The organism is Burkholderia aenigmatica (assembly GCF_048627025.1).
GTDB classification, from domain to species: domain Bacteria; phylum Pseudomonadota; class Gammaproteobacteria; order Burkholderiales; family Burkholderiaceae; genus Burkholderia; species Burkholderia aenigmatica.
Genome location: NZ_CP184468.1, coordinates 596,023 through 616,620, shown reverse-complemented (window position 1 = coordinate 616,620; position 20,598 = coordinate 596,023). Strand labels below are relative to the sequence as shown.

Sequence of the window (20,598 nt, the reverse complement as noted above, 5' to 3'; positions counted from 1 at the left end):
TTTCCCGACGCGCATGCCAACCGATTCCGTCGTCCACCAGCTTGCGATCCGCGCAGGCAACAAGCTGCGTGACGAGCACCTGACGCTCGCCACCGCCGAATCCTGCACCGGCGGCATGATCGCCGCGGCGATCACCGACATCTCCGGCAGCAGCCAATGGTTCGAGCGCGGCTTCGTCACGTACTCGAACCAGGCCAAGATCGAGATGATCGGCGTGCCGCCCGACCTGATCGACAAGCACGGCGCCGTCAGCGAGCCCGTCGCGCGCGCGATGGCCGAAGGCGCGCTGCGCAACAGCCGCGCGCAGGTCGCGCTGTCCGTCACCGGCATCGCGGGCCCGGCCGGCGGCAGCGAGAAGAAGCCGGTCGGCACCGTGTCGTTCGGCTGGAGCAACCGGCTGCATACCGACGTCGAGACGCTCGTGTTCAAGGGCGACCGCGAACAGATCCGCACGCAGGCGGCCGCGCATGCGCTGCGCGGGCTGCTGAAGCTGCTCGACGAGCGCGAGGGCTGATCGATCGATGGGCGCCCGCAGCGCCCTCGTCGTCGCTTGCCGCTTACTGGATCGCGTCGGGCTTCACGACGATCCAGTTCTTGTCCGCCGTCACCGGCAGGCCGAGCGACTTCTGCTGCGCGGCCGATTCATCCGACCACGCGCGGATCTGCGCCATCTGCTTGTCCTTCTTGTTCACCCACACGCGCACCCCGCCGCGCGCGATGTCGGTCGCGTTCAGCAGCATGTAGCCGTCGGACGTCGGCGTGTCGCCCGCGACGAGCACCGGCTTCTTCCACTGGTCGATCCAGCCGACGATCGAGCCGAGCTTGCCTTCGTACCAGGTCATCGGGTTCATCAGGAACGGCGTGATCACCAGGCTGCGGTTCGCGGCCTCGTCGTACTTGCCGGCCTTGATCTGCAGCCGCGATGTGGTCAACGCGCCGGTCGCCGGATTGCGCAGCAGCGTCGTCACGCCGATCACGTTCTGCGGCTTCACGTTGTAGCCGTACTTCGGGTCGGACAGCACGAGCCGCGCGAGCTCCTCGTGCGCGGCCGTCATCACGTAGACCTCGATGCCGTTCTCGCGCAGCGCGTTGTACAGCTCCTGCATCCCGCGGAAGAAGCGCGGCGGGTTCACCGTGCCGTCGACCACCTTGTCGCCCTGCCAGTAGCGGATCGGGATCGGCTTGCCGTCGGCGAGCATCGCGTCGACGTGGCGCTTCAGGTCGGCCAGCGACTGCCCGGCGAACGCCTGCGCGATCCACGGGTAGCAGACCAGGTCGTCGATCTCGCACAGCCGGTAGTAATAGCTCGTCAGCGATTCCTGGTAGTCGGCGGAATCCTTGAACGGGATCAGCTTCAGCGACGGGTCGAGCGTGTCGCGCGTCAGCACGCCGCGGTTCTCGAGGTACGGCAGCAGCGACTCCTCGAGGTCGTAGCGGTAGGTCGTGTTGTCGGCGTCGAACACCGCGTAGTCGCCGCGGTTCGCGTGCGCGGCGATCATCTCGTTCAGCGCCTTTGCACTATCGGCCGGCCAGTGCGAGAGATCCGCCGCATGGGCGAAGCTCATGCACAACGATGCGGCAAGCGCGCTCAGAAGACGTCGGGACAGCTTGGGCATGGCGTCGCTCCTTTCTTGACATTTTGGTTACGGATCGATGACAAGCGGGAGCATCGCGCGATTGGCGCGCGGGGATGCGGTGCGGAAGCGACGGGAAGTTGTCCGCGTGCGTCAGTGCGGGGCGTGCGGGCCGAAAGGCGGGAACAGCGAGGGAAACGGCCCGGGCCCGCGCGCGCGGGCCGCCGGAGCCGGCCGCCCGGGAAGGCGGCCGGTGCGACATCAACGATGCGCGTTGATCGTGTCGCGGGTCTTCTGCGCGGCGAGCGCCGCGGCTTCGGCGAAATCCTCGCCGTTGCTCGCGTACAGGATCGCGCGCGACGAGTTGATCATCATGCCGGTGCCGTCGGCCGTGCGGCCCGCGTTGACGGTCGCCTGCACGTCGCCGCCCTGCGCGCCGATGCCGGGAATCAGGAGCGGCATGTCGCCGACGATCCCGCGCACGATCTCGATTTCCTTCGGGAACGTCGCGCCGACCACGAGGCCGAGCTGGCCGTTCTTCGCGTTCCACTTGTTCGCCGCGAGGTCGGCGACGACCTGGTACAGCGGCCGGCCGTTCGTGTCGAGGAACTGCAGGTCGGAACCGCCCGGGTTCGACGTGCGGCACAGCACGATCACGCCCTTGCCTTCGTGCTCGAAGTACGGCTCGACCGAGTCGTAGCCCATGTACGGGTTCACCGTGACAGCGTCCGCGCGATAGCGCTCGAACGCTTCGCGCGCGTACTGCTCGGCCGTGCTGCCGATGTCGCCGCGCTTCGCGTCGAGGATCACGGGCAGGCCCGGGTGCTGGAGGTGGATGTGCGCGATCAGGCGCTCGAGCTGGTCTTCCGCGCGATGTGCGGCGAAGTAGGCGATCTGCGGCTTGAACGCGCTCGCGTATTGCGCGGTCGCGTCGACGATCTGCCGGCAGAATTCGAAGATCGCATCGGGCTGGCCGTCGAACTGCACGGGAAAGCGCGACGGCTCGGGATCGAGGCCGACGCACAGCAGCGAATGGGTGCGCTGCCACGCGGCGCGCAGCGATTCGATGAAAGTAAGCGGGGAAGACATGGCGGATACTCGCGGCAAACCGTTGGTAGACCGCGTATTTTACCCGCGTCGCCGTCGCCCTTCGCGCGAAGCGGCGTCGCTGCGTGCATCGGCGCGCTGGACGGTGAACGAAAACCGCCGCGTAAGCCGCTCGCCCGGCGCGAGCAGCGTCATCCCGTGCGCGGCCGCACCGCCCGGCAGGTTCACCGCATTGATCGGATGATCGACCGGCTCGAAGCAGAAGAAATCCTCGCCGGGCGGCGTATAGAGCACGTACGCGTCGGCGTCGGCCGCCACCGTCAACGACAGCCCGCGGCGCGGCCAGCTCACCGTCGCGTGGCCGCCCCAGCCGGTGAACGCGTGATTGACGAGCGCACCCGGCAGCGGATACGCGACGCCGAACTGCCAGGCCGGCGGCACGCTCACGTGCCGTACCGGCAGGAAATCGGCGCCCGACAGCCACAGCCCGCCGGCCGCCGCGGCCAGCTCGGTCACGGCATCGCGCACCAGGAACGGATGGACGCCGAGCCCGAACGGCAGCCGCGCGCGCCCCGCGTTCTCGATCGTCAGCGCGATCGACAGCGTCGCGTCGTCGAGCTCGAACGACTGGATCGCGCGGAACGCATACGGCGCGCCGGCGGTTCGATCGAGCGACAGCTGCAGCGACGTGCCGGTCGCATCGTCCACCTGCCACGGCGCGAGCCAGCCGTCGCCGTGGATCGGCAGCGGCTCGTCGCGCCGGTTGCGCGGCACCGCGACGCTGCGTCCGTCGCATTCGAACCGCGCGCCGCCGATCCGGTTCGAGTACGGCAGCAGCGGATAGCACGCGAGCTCGTTCGGATCGGTCGCCGCCTCCGGCTGCTCGCAGCGGCGGAACACCGGCATCAGCGCACCGTTGTCGCCGCGCCAGTCGAAGCGCGCGATGCCGCCGCCGAGATGCGGCAGCACGTCGAGCCGCAGCGACGCATTCGACAGCGTGACGGCCGCCGCATGCGCGGCGCCGACGCCCTGCGCAAAGGCTGCTGTCTGCGGGCCGGGGCTGACCGGCTGCGCGGCGGCGGCCAGGCGCGCACGGCGCGACTGGCTGGTGGACGACGATGCGCGCGAGGACGTGGCGGTCATGATGAACTCCTTTCCTTCGTCGAAGAAACGATGCGGGTCGTGCGAACGGTCAGGCCCAGCCGCCGTCGACGATCACGTCCTGTGCGGTGATCATCCGGCTGTCGTCGGCCGCGAGGAACAGCGCCATCCGCGCGAGATCGGCGGGCAACAGCTCGGCATCGAGGCACTGGCCGGCCTTGATCGCCGCGCGGCCCGCGTCGTCGAGCCACAACCGGCGCTGCTTGTCGGTCATCACCCAGCCGGGCACCAGCGAATTCACGCGGATGCCGAACGGGCCGAGGTCGCGTGCGAGCCCGCGCGTGAGCCCCTGCACGGCGGCCTTCGCCATCGTGTACACGGGATAGCCGCCGTTCTTCAGCATCCAGCTGATCGAGCCGAGATTGACGATCGCGCCGCCCCCCTGCTGCTTCATGTCGTCGATCACCGCCTGCGCGGCGAAGAACTGGTGGCGCAGGTTCACCGCGATGCCCGCGTCGAACGACTCGGGCGTCACGTCGCCGATCGCATGGCGCGCGTCGTTCGCCGCGTTGTTCACGAGCACCGCGATCGCGCCGATGCGCGCGCGGATCGCGTCGATCGCATGGCGCAGCGCGTCGATGTCGGTCAGGTCGCACTGGATGAACAGCGGCGCATGACGCACGTTCGGCACGTGCGCGAGGCGTTCCGCCAGCGCGGCACCGGCCGCCGCGTCGAGATCGACGAACGCGACGCGCGCGCCCTGCCCGGCGAAGTGTTCGACGAACGACGCACCGATGCCGGTCGCGCCGCCCGTGATCAGCACCGCGCGATCCTCGAGGCTCGGATAGCGCGCATGGCGCGCGTGGTTCGGGTCCTGCGCGGAAGTGTCGAGTGTCATGCGAATCGTCTCCGTGAAAGCGGTCAGTCGCGGACGCCGCGGTTCTTCAGCTGGTCGAGCAGCACGGCCGCGAGCAGGATCGCGCCGCGCACGAGGTACTGGTAGAACGCGTCGATGTTCAGCAGGTTCATCACGTTCTCGACGGTGCCCATGATCAGCACGCCGATCACGACGCCCGAGATCGTCGCGCGGCCGCCCATCAGCGACACGCCGCCGAGCACGCACGCGGAAATCACGTTCAGCTCGAAGCCCTGCGCGGCGTTCGGCTGGCCCGACGTGATGCGCGACGCGAGGATCACGCCGGCGAGCGCCGTCACCGCGCCCTGGATCAGGAAGATGTACACGCGCGTGCGTTCGACGTTGATCCCCGCGAGCCGCGACGCCTCGGGGTTGCCGCCGATCGCGAGCGTGTTGCGGCCGTATACCGTCTGGTTCAGCAGCACGCCGAACGCGATGAAGCACAGCAGCGTGACCCAGATCGGCAGCGACACGCCGAACAGCGACAGCCCGCCGAGCGCGATGAACGTATCCGACGACACGCCGACCGCCTGCCCCTTCGACACGATGAAGCCGAGCCCGCGCACGATTTCCATCGTCGCGAGCGTCGTGATCAGCGCATTGATGCGCAGGTACGCGATCACCGCGCCGTTCACGAAGCCGATCGCGGCGCCGGCCGCGACCGCCGCGACGATCGCGACGAACGTGTTGTCGGTCGCGTTCAGCACCATCGCGCACAGCACGCCGGAGAACGCGACGGTCGAGCCGATCGACAGGTCGAAGTCGCGCGATGCGAGACAGAACATCATCGTGCACGCGACCATCCCGATCTGCGAGATCGACAGCGCGAGGCCGAGCATGTTGTCGATCGAGAAGAAGTGATCGACGGTCAGCGACATCGTGATGAACATCACCGCGAAGATCGCGATCAGGCTGTATTCGGTCAGATGCTGCCACCACTTCTGGCGGTCGCTCTGCTGCGGCACCAGCGCGTCGGCCGACGGCTTCACGGCGGCGCTGCCAAGGTTTTCGTTGACTTGCATGATGGTGTCTCCTGCTCCTGCATCGCACGGCCCGCGCCGCGCGTGTCCGATTCGATTGTCGTGTTCCGTGTCAGGCCGCCTCGACGGCGCTCGTCTGCGGCAGCGCCAGGCTCAGCACCGCGTGCTCGTTCGCCTGGTCGCGCGGCAGCTCGCCCGCGATCCGACCTTCGCGCATCACGACGATGCGGTCGGACACGCCGAGCACTTCCGGCAACTCCGACGACACCATCACGATCGCGCAGCCGCGTTCCGCGAGCCGGTAGATCACGTCGTAGATCTCGTGCTTCGCGCCGACGTCGATGCCGCGCGTCGGCTCGTCGAGGATCACGACCTTCAGGTCGGGCTCCGCGAGCCAGCGCGACAGGATCGCCTTCTGCTGGTTGCCGCCCGACAGGAAGCGGATCTTCTGGCGCCGGTTCGGCGTCTTGATTTTCAGCCGCTGGATGAAGCGGTCGGCCGTTTCGCTTTCGGCCTTGCGGTTGATGAAGAGCCCCGCGCGCAGCGAATGGCGGCGGCAGCTGATGTTGATGTTCTCCGCGACCGACGCGATCGCGATGATCCCTTCTTCCTTGCGATCCTCGGGGCACAGCACGATGCCATGGCGGATCGCGTCGCCGGTGCGCTTCACGTCGATGCGCGCACCGTCGAGCGTCAGCACGCCCGCGCGCCGGTGATCCGCGCCGTACACGAGCCGCATCAGCTCGCTGCGGCCCGCACCGACGAGCCCGAAGAAGCCGACGATCTCGCCCGCGCGCACCGAGAAGCTCGCAGGTTCGCGCAGTGCATGGCCGTCGACACCTTCGGCGGAGAACCGCACGTCACCGAGCGTGCGCGGCGCGTAATGATAGATATCCGAAATCTCGCGCCCGACCATCTCGGCGACGAGCCGTTCGCGCGGCACGTCGGCCAGCGATTCGTGCGACGCGATCTTGCGCCCGTCGCGGAAGATCGTGCATGCATCGCACAGCCGGTAGATCTCGTCCATCCGGTGCGATATGTAGATCAGCGCGCGGCCCTGCGCGCGCAGGTCGTCGACGAGCTTGAACAGCACCTCGGTCTCGCGATGCGACAGCGAGCTGGTCGGCTCGTCGAGCGCAATCACGCGCGCATTGCGCATCAGCGCCTTGCAGATCTCGACCATCTGCCGCTGCGCGATCGACAGCCGCCCGAGTTTCGCGTCGGGATCGAGGTCGACGCCCATCGCGGCGAGCCGCTCACGCACGTAGCGCTTCGCCTCGCGCTTCCTCACCCAGCCGAACGCATTCGGCAGGCGGCCGAGCAGCAGGTTTTCCGCGACCGTCAGGTCGGGCACGTACTGCAGCTCCTGGTGAATCACCGCGATGCCGGCCGCGATCGACGCGGCCGCATTCGCGAACTGCACGGGCTGGCCGTCGACCAGCACGCTGCCCGCATCGGGCTGGTATTCGCCGCCGAGAATCTTCAGCAGCGTCGACTTGCCCGCGCCGTTCTCGCCCATCAGGCCATGCACCTCGCCCGCATGCACGTCGAACGAGATGCCGTCGAGTGCGCGCACGCCGGGAAACACCTTGCCGATATTGTCAAAACGCAGTGCCGCTGACACGTCGTCTCCCCACTTCCGGATCGATCGACCGCCAGCTGCCGCATCGCCGCGGCAGCCGGCGGGCCGCTTACTTCGACGCGAGCCCCATCTCCTCGCGCACCTTCGACACGTTGTCGCGCGTCGCGAGCATGCCCGTCGTCAGCGTCAGCGCCGGCGGTGCCTTGCCCTGCGTGATCCACGTGTACATCAGGTCCGAGGTTTCCTCGCCGTGGCGCTTCGGGCTGATGATCACGGTGCCGTAGAAGCCCGTCGGCTGCGGCTTCTTGAACTCGTTCAGCGCCGAATCGGAACCGCCGATGCCGATGCCGATCATGTTGTCCGCCTTGAAGCCGCGCCCTTCGGCCGCGCGCACCGCGCCGAGCACGGCCTCGTCGTTCAGGCCGTAGGCGACCCAGTGCTTGAACTGCGGGTTCTTCGTGAGTGCGATGTTCGCCGCGTTGAACGCGTTTTCCGTGTCGGTCTTCGCCTGCGGCGCCGCGATCACGTTCGCCTTCGGGAAGCCGGCGGCCACCAGCGCGTCGGTCGCGCCGCTCGTGCGGTCGTGCGCGGTCGGCAACTGCTCGTAGGTGATGTCGATCGCGCCGACGTCCTTCATGTCCCAGCCGCGTTTCTTGATCTCGGCCGCGATGCCGTCACCGACCTGCTTGCCGATGTTGTACGCGGAGATCCCCATGTGCGGGACCGACTCGATCGGCTTGCCCGCGCCGTCGACGAGACGATCGTCGACCGTCATCATCTTCAGGTTGTGCGACTTCGCCTTCGCGACGATGCCCGGCCCGAGCTTCACGTCCGGCGTGCAGATGATGAAGCCCTGCGCCTTCTGCGCGGACAGGTTGTCGATCGCGCTCATCACCTTTTCGCCGGACGGCGCGCCGATCTTCACGAGCGTGAAGCCCTTGTCCTTCGCCGCCATCTCGGCGAACTTCCACTCGTCCTGGAACCACGGCTCTTCCGGCTGCTTCACGAGGAAACCGATCTTGACCGGATCGGCCGCGTGCACGACGGGGCTCCCGATCACCACGGCGGCCGCGGCAGCCAGCGTTACGAACGTTCTGCGTTTCATCTCCAGTGTCTCCTTGTCTTCATCGAACAGGATGCAGCCGCTTGTTGGTTTCGACGCAGCGTGCGCGCGGCCGTCGCACGTGCGGTCTTTCGAATCGTTGCGTCAGTCGTGATACAGCGCCGCGCGCCCGCCATCGACGGTGATGCACGCGGCATTGATGAACGGCGCCTCGTCGGACGCCAGGAACACGGCCGTCATCGCGACCTCCTCCGGCCGGCCGATCCGCTTCATCGGCTGCAGCGCGAGCGTTTCTGCGCGCGCAGCGGCCGGATCGGGCTGCGCGTCCCACCAGTCGCGCGTGAGCTGCGTCTCGATGTAGCCCGGTGCGATCGCGTTCACGCGCACGTTGCGCGCCGCGTATTCGATGCCGAGCGCACGCGTGAGGCCCAGCACGCCGTGCTTCGCGACCGGGTACGGAAAGCAGCCCGGGATGATCCTGAACGCATGCGTCGACGCGATGTTCACGATGCTGCCGCGACCGCGTTCGACCATCCCCTCCAGCGCCGCGCGGCAGCCGTGCCACACACCGTCGAGGTCGACCGCGAAGCAGCGGCGCCAGTCGTCGTCGGTCATCGTCAGCGGATCGGCGAACACGTTGATGCCCGCGTTGTTCACCAGCACGTCGAGCGGGCCGAACGCCGCCTCGGTCTGCGCCAGCGCATCGCGTACCGCATCCTGCCGCGCGACGTCCGCCAGCAGCGGCAGCACGCGCGCGCCGGCAATGTCGTGCGCAATCCCGGCCGCCGTGCGCTGCGCCTGCGGGAAGTCGAGATCGACGAGCGCGACGGCCGCGCCCTCGCGAACGAACGCGCGGGCGATCGCGGCGCCGATACCCCGGCCCGCGCCCGTCACCATCGCGACCTTGCCCGCGAGGCGGTCCATCATGCGGCTCCGCCGCGCGCGACGCGCAACCCGGCCTGGAACGCGCGCGCATTCGCCGCGGTCGCGTCGGCGGACTGGCCGGGGCGGTACAGGGCCGAGCCGAGCCCGAAACCGTTCGCGCCGGCGCTGAGGAACGGCTCCATGTTGTCGGGCGAGATGCCGCCGACCGGAATCAGCGGCACCGCGCGGTCGATCACCGCGCGCCATGCCTTCACGACCGGCACGCCGAGTTGCTCGGCCGGGAACATCTTCAGCACGTCGGCGCCGTTCGCGAGCGCTGCAAACGCTTCGGTCGGCGTCGCGACGCCCGGGGCGCTCGCGAGGCCGCGCTCGCGTGCACGGCGGATCACGGCCGCGTCGCTGTGCGGCATCACGATCAGCGCGCCGCCCGCGTCCTGCACGCGGTCGACATACTCGGCGCGCAGCACGGTACCCGCGCCGACGATCGCGTCGTCGGGCAACGCACGGCGCAGCGCCGCGATGCTGTCGAACGGATCCGGCGAGTTGAGCGGCACCTCGACGATCCGGAAGCCGGCTTCGTAGAGCGCATGGCCGTGGTCGGCCGCTTCGGCGGGCGTGATCCCGCGCATGATCGCGATCAGCGGGCACGCGTCGAACGCGCGCATCAGCGCGGTGTGGGGTGCGTAAGGCGCGGGCAAGGTCAGGTCGGACGGCATCGAAGGTTCCTCTGCAAACGGTTCATTGGTCAGCGCAGACGGGCTCGCCATCCGCGCGCACGAGCCCGGCGCGCGACGCGATCCGCCACAGGCCACGCTCGGTCGCATGCGCGACGACGCGTGCGTGCGGGTGGCCGAATTCCTGGAGCGCATCGACGTAGCGCGCACACAGACCGTCGTCGCCGATCAGCAGCAGCGGCTGGTCCGCGAGCGCGACGCCGCGCTCCGCGAGCATCGCGTCGAGCGCGTTAAGCTCATGGCCGATCAGCAGGCCGGACAGGTAGTCGCCCTGCGCATCGGGCGCGAGCCGGTCGGTCAGGCCGAGCGTGCGCGTGCTGAAGATCGTCGCGAGCAGCCCGGTGTGCCGCGCGCCGCGCGCGACCGAGACGCCGCGCACGAATGCGGCGCGATCGGGCGACGCACCGGCGCGCATCGTGCGGCCGAGGATCGTGTGGTCGCGCAGCACCGCGAACAGCTCGCCGGTCATGAAAGTCTGGAAGCGCTCGATCAGCCCGTCCCTCACCCACGCCCATTTCGCGTGGGTGCCCGGCAAGCCGATCAGTACCCCTGAACGATCGGTGCCAAGCATGGGATCGCTCGCGAGTGCACCGAATATCTGCGTTTCTTCGCCGCGCATCACGTCGGGCAAGTCGCCCGTGGCGATGACGCCCGGCACGATCGAGATCGTCGTGCCGCGCGCCGTCGTCACCGTGATGAGGCCCGCGACGAGCGCGTCGGCGCCGGCCGGCACCGCGACGTACGGCGCCTCGCGCCAGCCCTGCGCGCTGCCGACCATCCCGGCGGCGAGCACCGGCAGGCCGGGGGTGCGATCGAGCCAGTCGCCGCACGCTTCCTCGAACACCGCGTCGAACGCGCGCGCGCCGCCGCCAGGCACATGCATCACGCCCGCCGCGCGGCTGCGCGTGTCGATGAGCGCGCCGTGCGCGTCGTACAGGTAAGCTCGCAGCGACGTCGTACCCCAGTCGAGCGCGATCAGCGACGGGGTGGCGGAGCTGGCATCCGGAACGGGCCGGGTCGAAGTCGTCATCGTTTGATCCTGCGGGTACCCTGCGGCGGGCTCCAGCCCAGTTCCGCGGAAATGGCTCGCGCTTCGCGCTGCACGAGCGGAATCAGTTCGTCCATCCGGTCGTGCGGCATGTACGGAATCGTGCTCGCCACCGACACGGCCGCGACGATCGCGCCCGATGCGTCGCGGATCGGTGCGGCCACGCAGCGGATCGACGCCTCGTTCTCCTCGAGGTCGAACGTATAGCCACCGGCCGCGTAATGCGCCATGCGCTGCAGGAACGCGCTCGTCTCGGGCCGGTTGTCCGGCTTGAAATTGACGCCGGCGAGTGCTCGCCGGGCGGCTTCGAACAGCGAGCGCCACGTGTCGGGATCGGTGTCGAGCATCATCGCCTTGCCGATGCCGGTCGACGCGAGCGGCATCCGGTGGCCGACGCGCGAACGCATCTCGAGGCCGCGCGTGCCGGGAATCTTGTCGATGTACAGCACGTCGTCGCCGTCGCGCACGCCGAGATGGATCGTGTCGAGCGTGGCTTCCGCGAGCGCTTCGAGGTGCGGGCGCGCGACCGCGGTGAGCGGCATCTGCTCGAGCGCGATCGTGCCGAGCTCGATCAGCTTCGGGCCGAGCAGGTAGCCGCCCTGCACCTGGCGCAGGTAGCGCGCCTGCACGAGGCTGCTGACGAGGCGGTGCGTGGTGCTGCGCGTCGTGCCGAGCGCAGCGCCGATCGCGCGCATGTCGCGCGCGCCGTTCGCAATCGCCTCGAGGATCGCAAGACCGCGCAGCAGCGTCTGCGTACCGGCCTGCTGGGCAGCGAGATCGAGCGGCGTGCTGGTCGCGCCGATGCTGTCGGTCAGCGACGCATCGTCCGGCGGCGCGCGCCGGGCGTCGAGGGCAAGTGAGTCAGGCATCTTGGTCATGGGGGGCGGGCTTCTTCAACGGAACCGGTGAAGCCGTTCGTACGATGCCGGAACGGCGTCCGGCATCGCGACGAGGCGGCGGTCGATGCACCGAGTAAAGCGCCCGGCGAACTTCATGGAAGGTGTCTCCGTGTGCGACGGGCGCCGCGCGATGCGTGGGTCCGAAGCTGTCGATGTGCTTCGGATTGTAGGAGCGCACGCACTCGTCTCCAATATTTGAATGCGTTGCCCAGATAATGAGAATTCGGCGCGAATCCGCCATGTACACGACGTAACGGAGGCGCCATGTGCACGGGGGCGGAACCCGCCGTGCCGCAGGTTCCGCCCCCGTTTGTTCACCGCGCGCCGCGCTTACTGCTGGCTCGTGCTGCGTGCCTGCATGTAGCGCTGGACGTCCGCGAACGACACGCGGCCGTTGCCGCCCGAGTCGATCTGGCGGAAGTGGTTCGCGACATAGCCGAGGCCGGCCGCGCGTGCCTCCGACTCGGTGATCGAACCCGTGTTCTGCGTGTCGGCCGCGCTGAACTGCCGCGCGAGCTTGCGCACCACCTGCGCATGCAGCGCGGCGCCCGTCGTCTGCGTGCCGGCGGTCGGCTTGCGCGCGGCCGGCGGCACGTACGGATCGCCGAGCTGCGCCTGGCGCGCACGCACCGGTGCGGCGGCGTCGCTCGCCTGCGCGAACGCGGATACGGATGCTGCGGCGCCCACACAGGCGAGCGCCACGGCAACGACGATGAAACGATTCTTCATATCAGGCTCCAGTCTGGAATGAGGTCGTCGATGGCAGGCGCGGCGCCACGGCGGGCGCGCGTCGCCTGCCCTGCGCATCGCATCAGTGCGCGGCCGCGTTGTAGAAGGTCACGAGGTCGGCTTTCTCCTGCGGACGCGACGTGTCGTCGAGATAGACCATGTGTCCGCCCTGATAGTCCTTGATCGTCAGGTTCGGTTGCGACCCGAGCCGCGCGAGGTCGAGCTCGGTCTGGTAGAACGGCGTCGCGATGTCGTGGTACCCGTTCAGCGACAGCACCTTCAGCTGCGGATTCAGCGACAGCGCCGCGGCGAGATCGGGGATCGTGTCAGGCATCGCGAGGCCGTCGTGCGTCCAGTCCCACGTGTTGATCGCGTTGCTGCTCAACGAATACGCCGACTGCGCGGTGTACTTCAGCTCGTTCGGCAGGTACTTGCCGATCGTGTCGGTGAACGGCTGCGTGATGTACGTGCTCGACGGGTCGCCGCCGGACGCGAGCGGGCTCGACACCGGCACGTTCACGCGCGCGTCGTAGCGGCCGATCAGCGTGCCCGGAATCAGCGACAGCTGGAAGCTGTTGTCGAAGAAGGTCGGGATCACGTTGAAGTCCGCATTCCACCGCGACTGCTTCACGCCGGTCGAATTCACCATCGTCGTGACGAGGGTCGGCGGCGGCGGCGTATGGCTCGCCAGGTACGCGTTCACGGCAGGCGCATAGCTGCCGGCCGTCAGCAGGCGCATCTGGTCCGCATACGACGGCAGGCTCGACGGGTTCGGGTTGTCGAGCTGGTAGTACGCGCCGACGGTGCCATACGACGGCACGAAGCCCGCGCAACTCACCGGACTCGACCCGTTGTTCGAGTTGCCGATGTAGTCGCTCGCCATGTCGCAGTTCACGTTGTAGTTCAGGATCGACGACTGCAGCACGATGCCGTCGAGCTTCACGCCGGCCGTCTCGAGCAGGTTCGCGAGCACGTCGGTGCGCGGCGTGCCGTACGACTCGCCGAACAGGTATTTCGGCGAATCGTTGCGCTGGTTCACGGCGATGTAGCGCGTCACGAAATCGCGGAACGCGCCGCCGTCCTGGTCGACGCCCCAGAACGTCTGGTTCGTGTTCGGCGCGACCGCTTCGGAGAAGCCGGTGCCGATCGCATCGACGAACACGAGGTCGGTCGTGTCGAGCAGGCTTTCCTGGTTGTCGACGAACGGGAATGTCGACGTGTTCGCGTTCGGGTCGCCCGTCTGGATCCGGCGCGGGCCGAACGAGCCGAGATGCAGCCACACCGATGCCGAGCCGGGGCCGCCGTTGTACAGGAACGTGACGGGCCGCTTCGCCGCGGGCTGGTTGTCGGCCGTATAGGCGACGTAGAAGAACGATGCTTCGGGCGCGCCGGTCTGCGGATTGCGCGCGACGAGGTGGCCGGCCGTGGCCGTGTAGCGGATCGTCTTGCCGTTGAGTGTGATCTGGTGATGCGTGACGGCGGCCTTTTCAACCGCGGCGGAGGCGTCGAGCGACGCGTTCGCGCTCGACGAATAACTGTTCGGATCGTTGTACGCCCTGTCCACCTGACTGGCGGGATCGGCTGAATTGTCGGCGCTGGCAGCAGCGGACGAGGTCACGTCGTCGTTGCAGGCCGTCAGAATCAGCGAAGAAAACACCACTCCCAACAACAGCTTCGCTTTGCTCGCTGGCATCGTTGCGTTCCTTCTCTCGGATGTTTTTTGTGTCGAGCAGCCGGATAAGCCGCCCCCCGCCTCGAATGCGGCCGATAAGCCGAGGCGCTGGCCAATATACGCGAGCCCGTCAGCTTTGAAAAATTTTGAAATATTTGGCGGACGACCGGTGCGGCGCACACCTTTCAGGATTACTTCGGTTCGCGAAACGTTGCATTTCATACACCTTTCACGGGCTTTCGCGTTTAGCCTGGAAGACTAAAAATTCCTGAATTTCGTGCCATATCGACCAACAAAATCGCATGGCATCCGAGATTGCTCAGCAAAACGAAATAGACGAATTCGTCTAAAGGATGTGACCCGAAATGCGCGCGACACGATTGCGCTGCAGCGCACCAACGACCCACGCGCGGCGCACGGGCGGCGAAACGGTCAATGCGACGGCGCGAGCGCGCCGTTCACTCCGATTGCGGCAGCGCGGCCGCGCCCATCCGGCGGGCAATGACTGCCGCGCGCTGCGCCTGGTACGCCGAGCCGCGGTGCGCGTCGAACCAGCGCGGCTTCGGCAGCATCACCGCGAGGCGCGCCGACTGCCACGCGCCGAGCCGGCTCGCGGGGATCTTGTAGTAATAGCGGGCGGCCGCTTCGGCGCCGTATACGCCGCGGCCCCACTCGACGGAATTCAGGTAGATCTCGAAGATCCGCTCCTTGTCGAGCACCGTTTCGAGCATCCAGGTGATGATGAGCTCCTGCCCCTTGCGGATGTAGCTCTTCTCGCGCGACAGGAACAGGTTGCGCGCGAGCTGCTGCGTGATCGTCGAGCCGCCCGCGACGATCCGGCCGCGCGCCTTGTTCTTCTCCCACGCCTGCAGGATCGCGTCGACGTCGTAGCCGTTGTTGGTCGCGAAGGTCGAGTCTTCCGACGCGATCAGTGCGCGCTTCAGGTTGCGCGAGATCTGGTCGTACGGCACCCATTGATGCTGGATCTGTGCGGGTGGCTTGTCGCGCGACAGCCACCACGCGTCGGTACGCATGAACGCGGTCGAGCCCGGGTTCACGAACGACCACAACGCGATCTGCGCGAGATAGAACAGTTGCGTCGCGAGCCATGCACCCGCGAACACCGATCCCGCATAGACGATCCAGCGGGCCGGGCTCACCGTCCGCGTGTGCTGCGTGTCGCTCACCGCTACCACGTGCCGCGCTCCGTTCAGCTCGCCGCGAGCGCCTGGCGCAGCGCGGCCAGCACCGGTGCGCCGTCCGGCCGCACACCGCGCCAGATGAAGAACGATTCGGCCGCCTGCTCGACGAGCATCCCGAGCCCGTCAGCCGTGCGTGCGCCGAGCGACGCCGCATGCTGCATGAACACCGTCGGCTGCGCGCCGTACATCATGTCGTACGCGAGCGTGCCCGCACCGAATGCGGCCGCGTCGCACGCCGGCAGGGCGGCATCAAGGCTGCCGGCCGTCGCGTTGATCACCACGTCGTACGGCTCCGCGCGCACCACGTCGGGGCCGCCGCCCGCGAGCGTGCAGCCCGCATCGTGCGCCGCCTGCATGAACTGGCCGACGAGCGCCTCGGCCTTGCTCGCGGTACGGTTCACGATCGTGATCGACAGCGGCGCACGGTCGAGCAGCGGCAGCACGACACCGCGTGCCGCGCCGCCCGCGCCGAGCAGCAGGATGCGTGCGCCTGCCAGCGACACGCCGAGATTCGCTTCGATGTCGCGCACGAGGCCGACGCCGTCGGTGTTGTCACCGTGGATGCGGCCGTCGGCGTCGATGCGCAGCGTATTCACCGCGCCCGCCGCTGCCGCACGCGGCGACAGCGTGTCGGCGAGTGCATGCGCTTCGAGCTTGAACGGCACCGTCACGTTCGCGCCGCGCCCGCCTTCGGCGACGAATGCCCGCACGGCCGCCTCGAAACCGTCGACCGGCGCGAGCCGGTGCGCGTATTCGACCGGCTCGCCCGTCTGCGCGGCGAATTGCGCGTGGATGAACGGCGACTTGCTGTGCGCCACCGGGTTGCCGAATACGACATAGCGGTCGGCGCCGCTCGTCGACGCAGTCGCGGTCATGATGCGCGCCCCTCTTCGCTGGCGTTGCCGCCCGCGGCTTCGCCGCCTTCACCGGCCGCCGCGCCGTCCGCTTCCGCCAGCGCTTCCGCCTCGGTTTCGGCCGTCGCGTCTTCGGCGTCGATCAGCGTGTCGTCGCCGCCTTCGGCGTCATCCTCTTCCTCGGCTGCGTCGCCGCTCGTCACGGTCGGCGCGTCGAGCACGTTCAGTAGCCGCACCGATGCCTCGATCGTCAGCTCGTCGAGCGACATCACGTCGAGCAGCACGCGCGTGCCGCGCGCATGCACGCCGAGCCCCGGCACGTGCAGCAGCAGCGGAATTTCCTCGAGGCGCACGAGATCGCCCTTCACGACGCTCGCGACGACGTGCTTCTTCTGCTCCTGCGCGAGCCAGCGCAGGCACCAGAAATACTCCATCCGGCGCTGGTAGTCGGCGTAGGCCGTATAGGTGTCGTCGAAGCCCTGCACGACAGCGTACAGGTCGGCGTCCTTCGGCTTGAACGGCGCGGCGAGCTTCGCGGTGACGCCGTGCTGAACGCACGCGAGCAGTTGCCACTGGTTCACGAGGTCGACGTAGCGGCGCAGCGGCGACGTGCTCCACGCGTACTGCGCCACCCCGAGGCCTTCGTGCGGCGCGGCCGTCGTCTGCATCCGCGTGCGCTTCGGGCCCGGCGCGCCGAAGCCGCGCTGCGAGCGGTAGATGCCCGGCACCGTGTGGTCGTGCAGGAACGCGCCCCAGGTCGAGTTCGCGAGAATCGCGAGCTCCGACACGATCAGGTCGAGCGGCGACCCGCGACGGCGCGGCGTGATCGACACGTGCTCGCCTTCGACATAGAAGTTGTAGTCGGTGTTGCGCTGCACCTCGCGCTTCAGGCCGTAGCCCGCGCGCGCGACCTGGCGCTTCTCGAACAGCGCCTGCGCGAGCGGCCACAGCACGGCGATGTCGTTCTTGTGCGGATAGTCGCCGGTGCCGGCCGCGAGCGTCTCTTCGTTGACGAGCTCGTCGAGGTGGTTGTGCCGCAGGTTGTTCTTCACGAACACGAGCTCGGCGCGCGTCTCGTTCGCGACGATCTCCTGGGTTTCGCGGTTGACGATGATGTACAGCGACAGCGCCGGGCGGTAATCGCCCTCTTTCAGCGTGAACACGTCGACGACGTCGTCCGGCAGCATCGTGATCTTGTCGCCCGGCATGTAGACGGTCGACAGGCGCGTGCGCGCGATCGCATCGACCGCATCGCCACGCACGATGCCGAGCGCCGGCGCCGCGATGTGCACGCCGATCCGCACACGGCCGTCGGACAGGTGCTCGACCGAGAACGCGTCGTCGATTTCGGTCGTCGTGATGTCGTCGATCGAGAACGCCTGCACGTCCGCGCGCGGCAGGTCGTCCGGCAGCGCGCCGACCGTGACGGCCGGGAAGCCCGTGCCGTGCGGGAAGAACTCCGCGAGGAAGCGCGCCTCGTGCAGCGCACGCGGCGACGCGATGCCGCCGCAGTCGAGCATCAGCCGCGCCGGCGACACGCCGCGCGCACCGGCCGCCGCTTCCATCGCCTTGTATTCGATCGCGTTCTTGTCCGGCCGCGTCAGCAGCCCGAGCACCTTGCCCACGAACGCGTCCGGCAGCTTGCCGGCCTTCAGTTCCTCTTCGTACTGCACCTGGACGAGCGCCTGCTGGCGCTTGCGCTCGAGCGACGCGAGCGCCATCTTGAGCTGCTCTTCCGGCGCGCGCTGGTACTGGCCGCGCCCCTTGCGGCGGAAGTAGACGGGCGAACCGTGCAGTCGCAGCACCAGCGCCGCCCGCTCCACCGGGCCGTACGTCGCGCCGAAGTATTCGGCGGCCAGCGCCGTGTACGCGAACTCGTCGGCCGGCGCGCATTCCCACAGGAAATCCAGATCGATCTGCTGCGCGGCCGTGTCGGCCTCCTGCATCAGTTCACTTGCGGCCGGCTTGTCGAATTCGATCAGCACGTCTTTTGCGCGCACCTTCGCACGTCGCCCGCCGGGCAACTCGACCTGAAACGCGTCGCCCTGGCGCGACAGCACGCTGCCCGCCTTGAAACTGCCCGATTCCTCGAAGAAAACGTTCACTCAGTACTCTCGTTCAGACTGCCGGGCGCCGCGTCGGCGGCGCCGCATGATGATGGGAATTCGATCGGCACGTGGCCGGTTTAAGACGTCTTTCCGTCGCAAAAAGCGAGAACGTCGTCGACATAGTCGGCAAATTCGCTGATCCCGTGATCGCTGCCTTCGATCACGCGCGTCTTCGCGCCCGGGTAATGCGCGAGCATCTCGCGGTAATCGAGCACTTCGTCACCGGTCGCCGCGAACAGATAGTAGCGTTCGGCACGCGTGATCGCCGGCACGCGCAGCGCATCGAGCTCATGCAGATGACGACGCTCGACGACGATCGTGCCGCCGCCGTGGTACAGCGGCTGTTCGCCCAGATGCTGTTCGAGATCGCGCTGCGGCACGATGGCCGGATTCAGCAGCACGGCCTTCCAGCCGTGCTTTTCGGCCAGCCAGGTGGCGTAATAGCCGCCGAGCGAGCTGCCGACGACGGTCACGTCGCGCGCGCCGGCCACCTCGGCTTCCGCGACCGCGATCGCTTCGAGCGGCGACACCGACAGCAACGGGCACCGCCACTCGTCGGTGCGGCCGAGCTCGGCCATGCGCGCGGCGAGCTGGCGCGACTTCTGCGATTCCGGCGACGACCGGAAGCCGTGCAGATACAGGATCACGTGCGGCTCCCGAGCGCATCGAGCAGCTTCTGGTGCACGCCGCCGAAGCCGCCGTTGCTCATCACGAGCACGTGGTCGCCCGGGCGGGCGGCTGCGACGACGGACTTCACCAGCAGGTGCAGATCGTCGAACGCGCGCGCCTTGTCGCCGAGCGGCGCCAGCGCCTCGGCCAGGTTCCAGCCGAGCGCGTCGCGCCCGGTCGGCGCGCCGTAGCCGAACACGAGATCGGCGTCGGCCAGGCTCGCCGGCAGTTGCGACTTCATCACGCCGAGCTTCATCGTGTTCGAGCGCGGCTCGAGCACGGCGAGGATGCGGGCATTCTGGCGGCCGATGCGTGCACGAAGGCCGGCGATCGTGGTGTCGATCGCGGTCGGATGGTGCGCGAAGTCGTCGTAGACGGTCACGCCGTCCACGCTGCCGCGCACTTCCATGCGGCGCTTCACGTTGCGGAACGATGCGAGGGAGGCGGCGGCCTGCGCGGGCGGCACGCCGACATGGCGCGCGGCCGCGATCGCCGCGAGCGCGTTCATCCGGTTGTGATCGCCCTGCACCTGCCACGCGACTTCGCCGACGCGTTCCGCGTGCGAATACACCGCGAAACGCTCGTCGACCGGCACGCCGTCCTCGGCCGGCAGCGCCTGCCAGCCGCCGTCGACGCCGAAGCGCTCGACCTCGCTCCAGCAGCCGCGCGCCAGCACGCGCTCGAGCGCGTCCGAGCGGCCGTTCGTGACGATCCGGCCGACACCGGGCACGGTACGCACGAGATGATGGAATTGCGTCTCGATCGCGGCGAGATCCGGGAAGATGTCGGCGTGATCGAATTCAAGGTTGTTCAGCACCGCGGTGCGCGGCCGGTAATGGACGAACTTCGAGCGCTTGTCGAAGAACGCCGTATCGTATTCGTCGGCCTCGATCACGAAGAAGCTCGAATCGGTGAGCCGCGCCGACACGCCGAAGTTCAGCGGCACGCCGCCGATCAGGAAGCCCGGGTTCAGGCCGGAGTCTTCCAGCAGCCACGCGAGCATCGACGACGTGGTCGTCTTGCCGTGGGTGCCCGCGACCGCGAGCACCCACTTGCCGGCGAGCACGTGCTCGCCGAGCCACTGCGGGCCCGACACGTACGGCAGGCCGCGATCGAGGATCGCCTCCATCAGCGGATTGCCGCGCGTGACGACGTTGCCGATCACGAACAGGTCCGGTTTCAGGTCGATCTGCTCGGCGCCGTAGCCCTCGATCAGCGTGATGCCCTGCGCCTCGAGCTGCGTGCTCATCGGCGGATAGACGCCCGCGTCGCAACCCGTCACCGTGTGGCCCGCCTCGCGCGCGAGTACGGCGAGACCGCCCATGAAGGTGCCGCAGATGCCAAGAATGTGGATGTGCATAGATGAATGCTTTCGCGCCGCCGGGCGCCGTCGATTCGGAAAGGATGTGTGTGCGGCGCACCGGACGGGCCGTGCGGCCGGCGCCCGGCCAACGGCCTTTGCCGCGACACAAAGAACACTATTGTAACTGACGGCCTGCCGTGCCCGGCGGCCCGAACGCTGCGCGCGAACGGCG

General features: G+C 68.3%; 19 protein-coding genes. 1 reads left to right on the top strand and 18 read right to left on the bottom strand.

Translation table 11 applies throughout. From position 1 onward, the window contains the following. The first annotated feature begins 13 nt into the window (after positions 1-13). Positions 14-514: a CinA family protein gene (locus tag ACN8ZM_RS02970; RefSeq protein WP_034186407.1), complete on the top strand. Its 501-nt coding sequence runs from the start codon at positions 14-16 to the stop codon at positions 512-514. Between the two features lie 43 nt (positions 515-557). On the opposite strand, the gene ACN8ZM_RS02965 is transcribed toward ACN8ZM_RS02970, so the two are convergent. From ACN8ZM_RS02965 to mpl, 18 genes are all read right to left on the bottom strand, one after another. Continuing rightward, entirely contained in the window at positions 558-1,616 is a 1,059-nt protein-coding gene (locus tag ACN8ZM_RS02965; protein WP_420210526.1) for a haloacid dehalogenase-like hydrolase, read from the bottom strand. A 219-nt stretch (positions 1,617-1,835) separates the two neighbouring features. Continuing rightward, entirely contained in the window at positions 1,836-2,663 is an 828-nt protein-coding gene (gene pyrF, locus ACN8ZM_RS02960; protein WP_043191335.1) for an orotidine-5'-phosphate decarboxylase, read from the bottom strand. A 39-nt stretch (positions 2,664-2,702) separates the two neighbouring features. Then, positions 2,703-3,764 carry an aldose 1-epimerase gene (locus tag ACN8ZM_RS02955; protein ID WP_420210525.1) on the bottom strand — a complete coding sequence of 354 codons (1,062 nt, stop codon included), beginning with the start codon at positions 3,762-3,764 and terminating at the stop codon, positions 2,703-2,705. A gap of 49 nt (positions 3,765-3,813) precedes the next feature. Next, positions 3,814-4,620: an SDR family NAD(P)-dependent oxidoreductase gene (locus tag ACN8ZM_RS02950; protein ID WP_205824962.1), complete on the bottom strand. Its 807-nt coding sequence runs from the start codon at positions 4,618-4,620 to the stop codon at positions 3,814-3,816. A gap of 23 nt (positions 4,621-4,643) precedes the next feature. Next, complete coding sequence (araH, locus tag ACN8ZM_RS02945; protein WP_043191339.1) at positions 4,644-5,660, bottom strand: L-arabinose ABC transporter permease AraH; 1,017 nt, start codon at positions 5,658-5,660, stop codon at positions 4,644-4,646. 70 nt (positions 5,661-5,730) lie between these two features. Continuing rightward, positions 5,731-7,242, bottom strand: coding sequence for an L-arabinose ABC transporter ATP-binding protein AraG (gene araG / locus ACN8ZM_RS02940; protein WP_089449879.1), 1,512 nt, complete (start codon positions 7,240-7,242; stop codon positions 5,731-5,733). 67 nt (positions 7,243-7,309) lie between these two features. Further along, positions 7,310-8,305: an arabinose ABC transporter substrate-binding protein gene (locus ACN8ZM_RS02935; RefSeq protein ID WP_043191343.1), complete on the bottom strand. Its 996-nt coding sequence runs from the start codon at positions 8,303-8,305 to the stop codon at positions 7,310-7,312. A 102-nt stretch (positions 8,306-8,407) separates the two neighbouring features. Next, entirely contained in the window at positions 8,408-9,187 is a 780-nt protein-coding gene (locus ACN8ZM_RS02930) for an SDR family oxidoreductase (RefSeq protein WP_420210972.1), read from the bottom strand. Beyond that, positions 9,187-9,864 carry a 2-dehydro-3-deoxy-6-phosphogalactonate aldolase gene (locus tag ACN8ZM_RS02925; protein WP_420210524.1) on the bottom strand — a complete coding sequence of 226 codons (678 nt, stop codon included), beginning with the start codon at positions 9,862-9,864 and terminating at the stop codon, positions 9,187-9,189. Before ACN8ZM_RS02925 ends, ACN8ZM_RS02930 begins: the two co-directional genes overlap by 1 nt. 22 nt (positions 9,865-9,886) lie before the next feature. Further along, the gene (locus ACN8ZM_RS02920) at positions 9,887-10,912 is read right to left on the bottom strand and encodes a 2-dehydro-3-deoxygalactonokinase (protein WP_043191351.1); all 1,026 of its coding nucleotides are present in this window, start codon (positions 10,910-10,912) and stop codon (positions 9,887-9,889) included. After that, positions 10,909-11,808, bottom strand: coding sequence for an IclR family transcriptional regulator (locus tag ACN8ZM_RS02915; RefSeq protein ID WP_175021561.1), 900 nt, complete (start codon positions 11,806-11,808; stop codon positions 10,909-10,911). Before ACN8ZM_RS02915 ends, ACN8ZM_RS02920 begins: the two co-directional genes overlap by 4 nt. Before the next feature lie 351 nt (positions 11,809-12,159). Next, positions 12,160-12,558, bottom strand: coding sequence for an EF-hand domain-containing protein (locus tag ACN8ZM_RS02910; protein WP_089449874.1), 399 nt, complete (start codon positions 12,556-12,558; stop codon positions 12,160-12,162). A gap of 82 nt (positions 12,559-12,640) precedes the next feature. Further along, the gene (locus ACN8ZM_RS02905) at positions 12,641-14,251 is read right to left on the bottom strand and encodes a S10 family peptidase (protein WP_420210523.1); all 1,611 of its coding nucleotides are present in this window, start codon (positions 14,249-14,251) and stop codon (positions 12,641-12,643) included. Positions 14,252-14,688: 437 nt separating this feature from the next. Then, complete coding sequence (mtgA, locus tag ACN8ZM_RS02900; protein WP_043191360.1) at positions 14,689-15,426, bottom strand: monofunctional biosynthetic peptidoglycan transglycosylase; 738 nt, start codon at positions 15,424-15,426, stop codon at positions 14,689-14,691. Between the two features lie 14 nt (positions 15,427-15,440). Then, a complete protein-coding gene (aroE, locus tag ACN8ZM_RS02895; RefSeq protein WP_301769140.1) occupies positions 15,441-16,307 on the bottom strand; it encodes a shikimate dehydrogenase in 867 nt (288 codons plus the stop codon). Next, on the bottom strand, positions 16,304-18,391 hold the full coding sequence (locus ACN8ZM_RS02890) for a ribonuclease catalytic domain-containing protein (protein WP_420210522.1): 2,088 nt from the start codon (positions 18,389-18,391) through the stop codon (positions 16,304-16,306). The genes aroE and ACN8ZM_RS02890 overlap by 4 nt, the downstream gene beginning before the upstream one ends. Positions 18,392-18,471: 80 nt before the next feature. Continuing rightward, positions 18,472-19,041 (bottom strand): YqiA/YcfP family alpha/beta fold hydrolase, encoded by a 570-nt coding sequence (locus ACN8ZM_RS02885; protein ID WP_420210521.1) that lies wholly within the window; start codon positions 19,039-19,041, stop codon positions 18,472-18,474. Further along, positions 19,038-20,423 (bottom strand): UDP-N-acetylmuramate:L-alanyl-gamma-D-glutamyl-meso-diaminopimelate ligase, encoded by a 1,386-nt coding sequence (gene mpl, locus ACN8ZM_RS02880; protein WP_043191367.1) that lies wholly within the window; start codon positions 20,421-20,423, stop codon positions 19,038-19,040. The genes ACN8ZM_RS02885 and mpl overlap by 4 nt, the downstream gene beginning before the upstream one ends. Between the last annotated feature and the right edge of the window lie 175 nt (positions 20,424-20,598).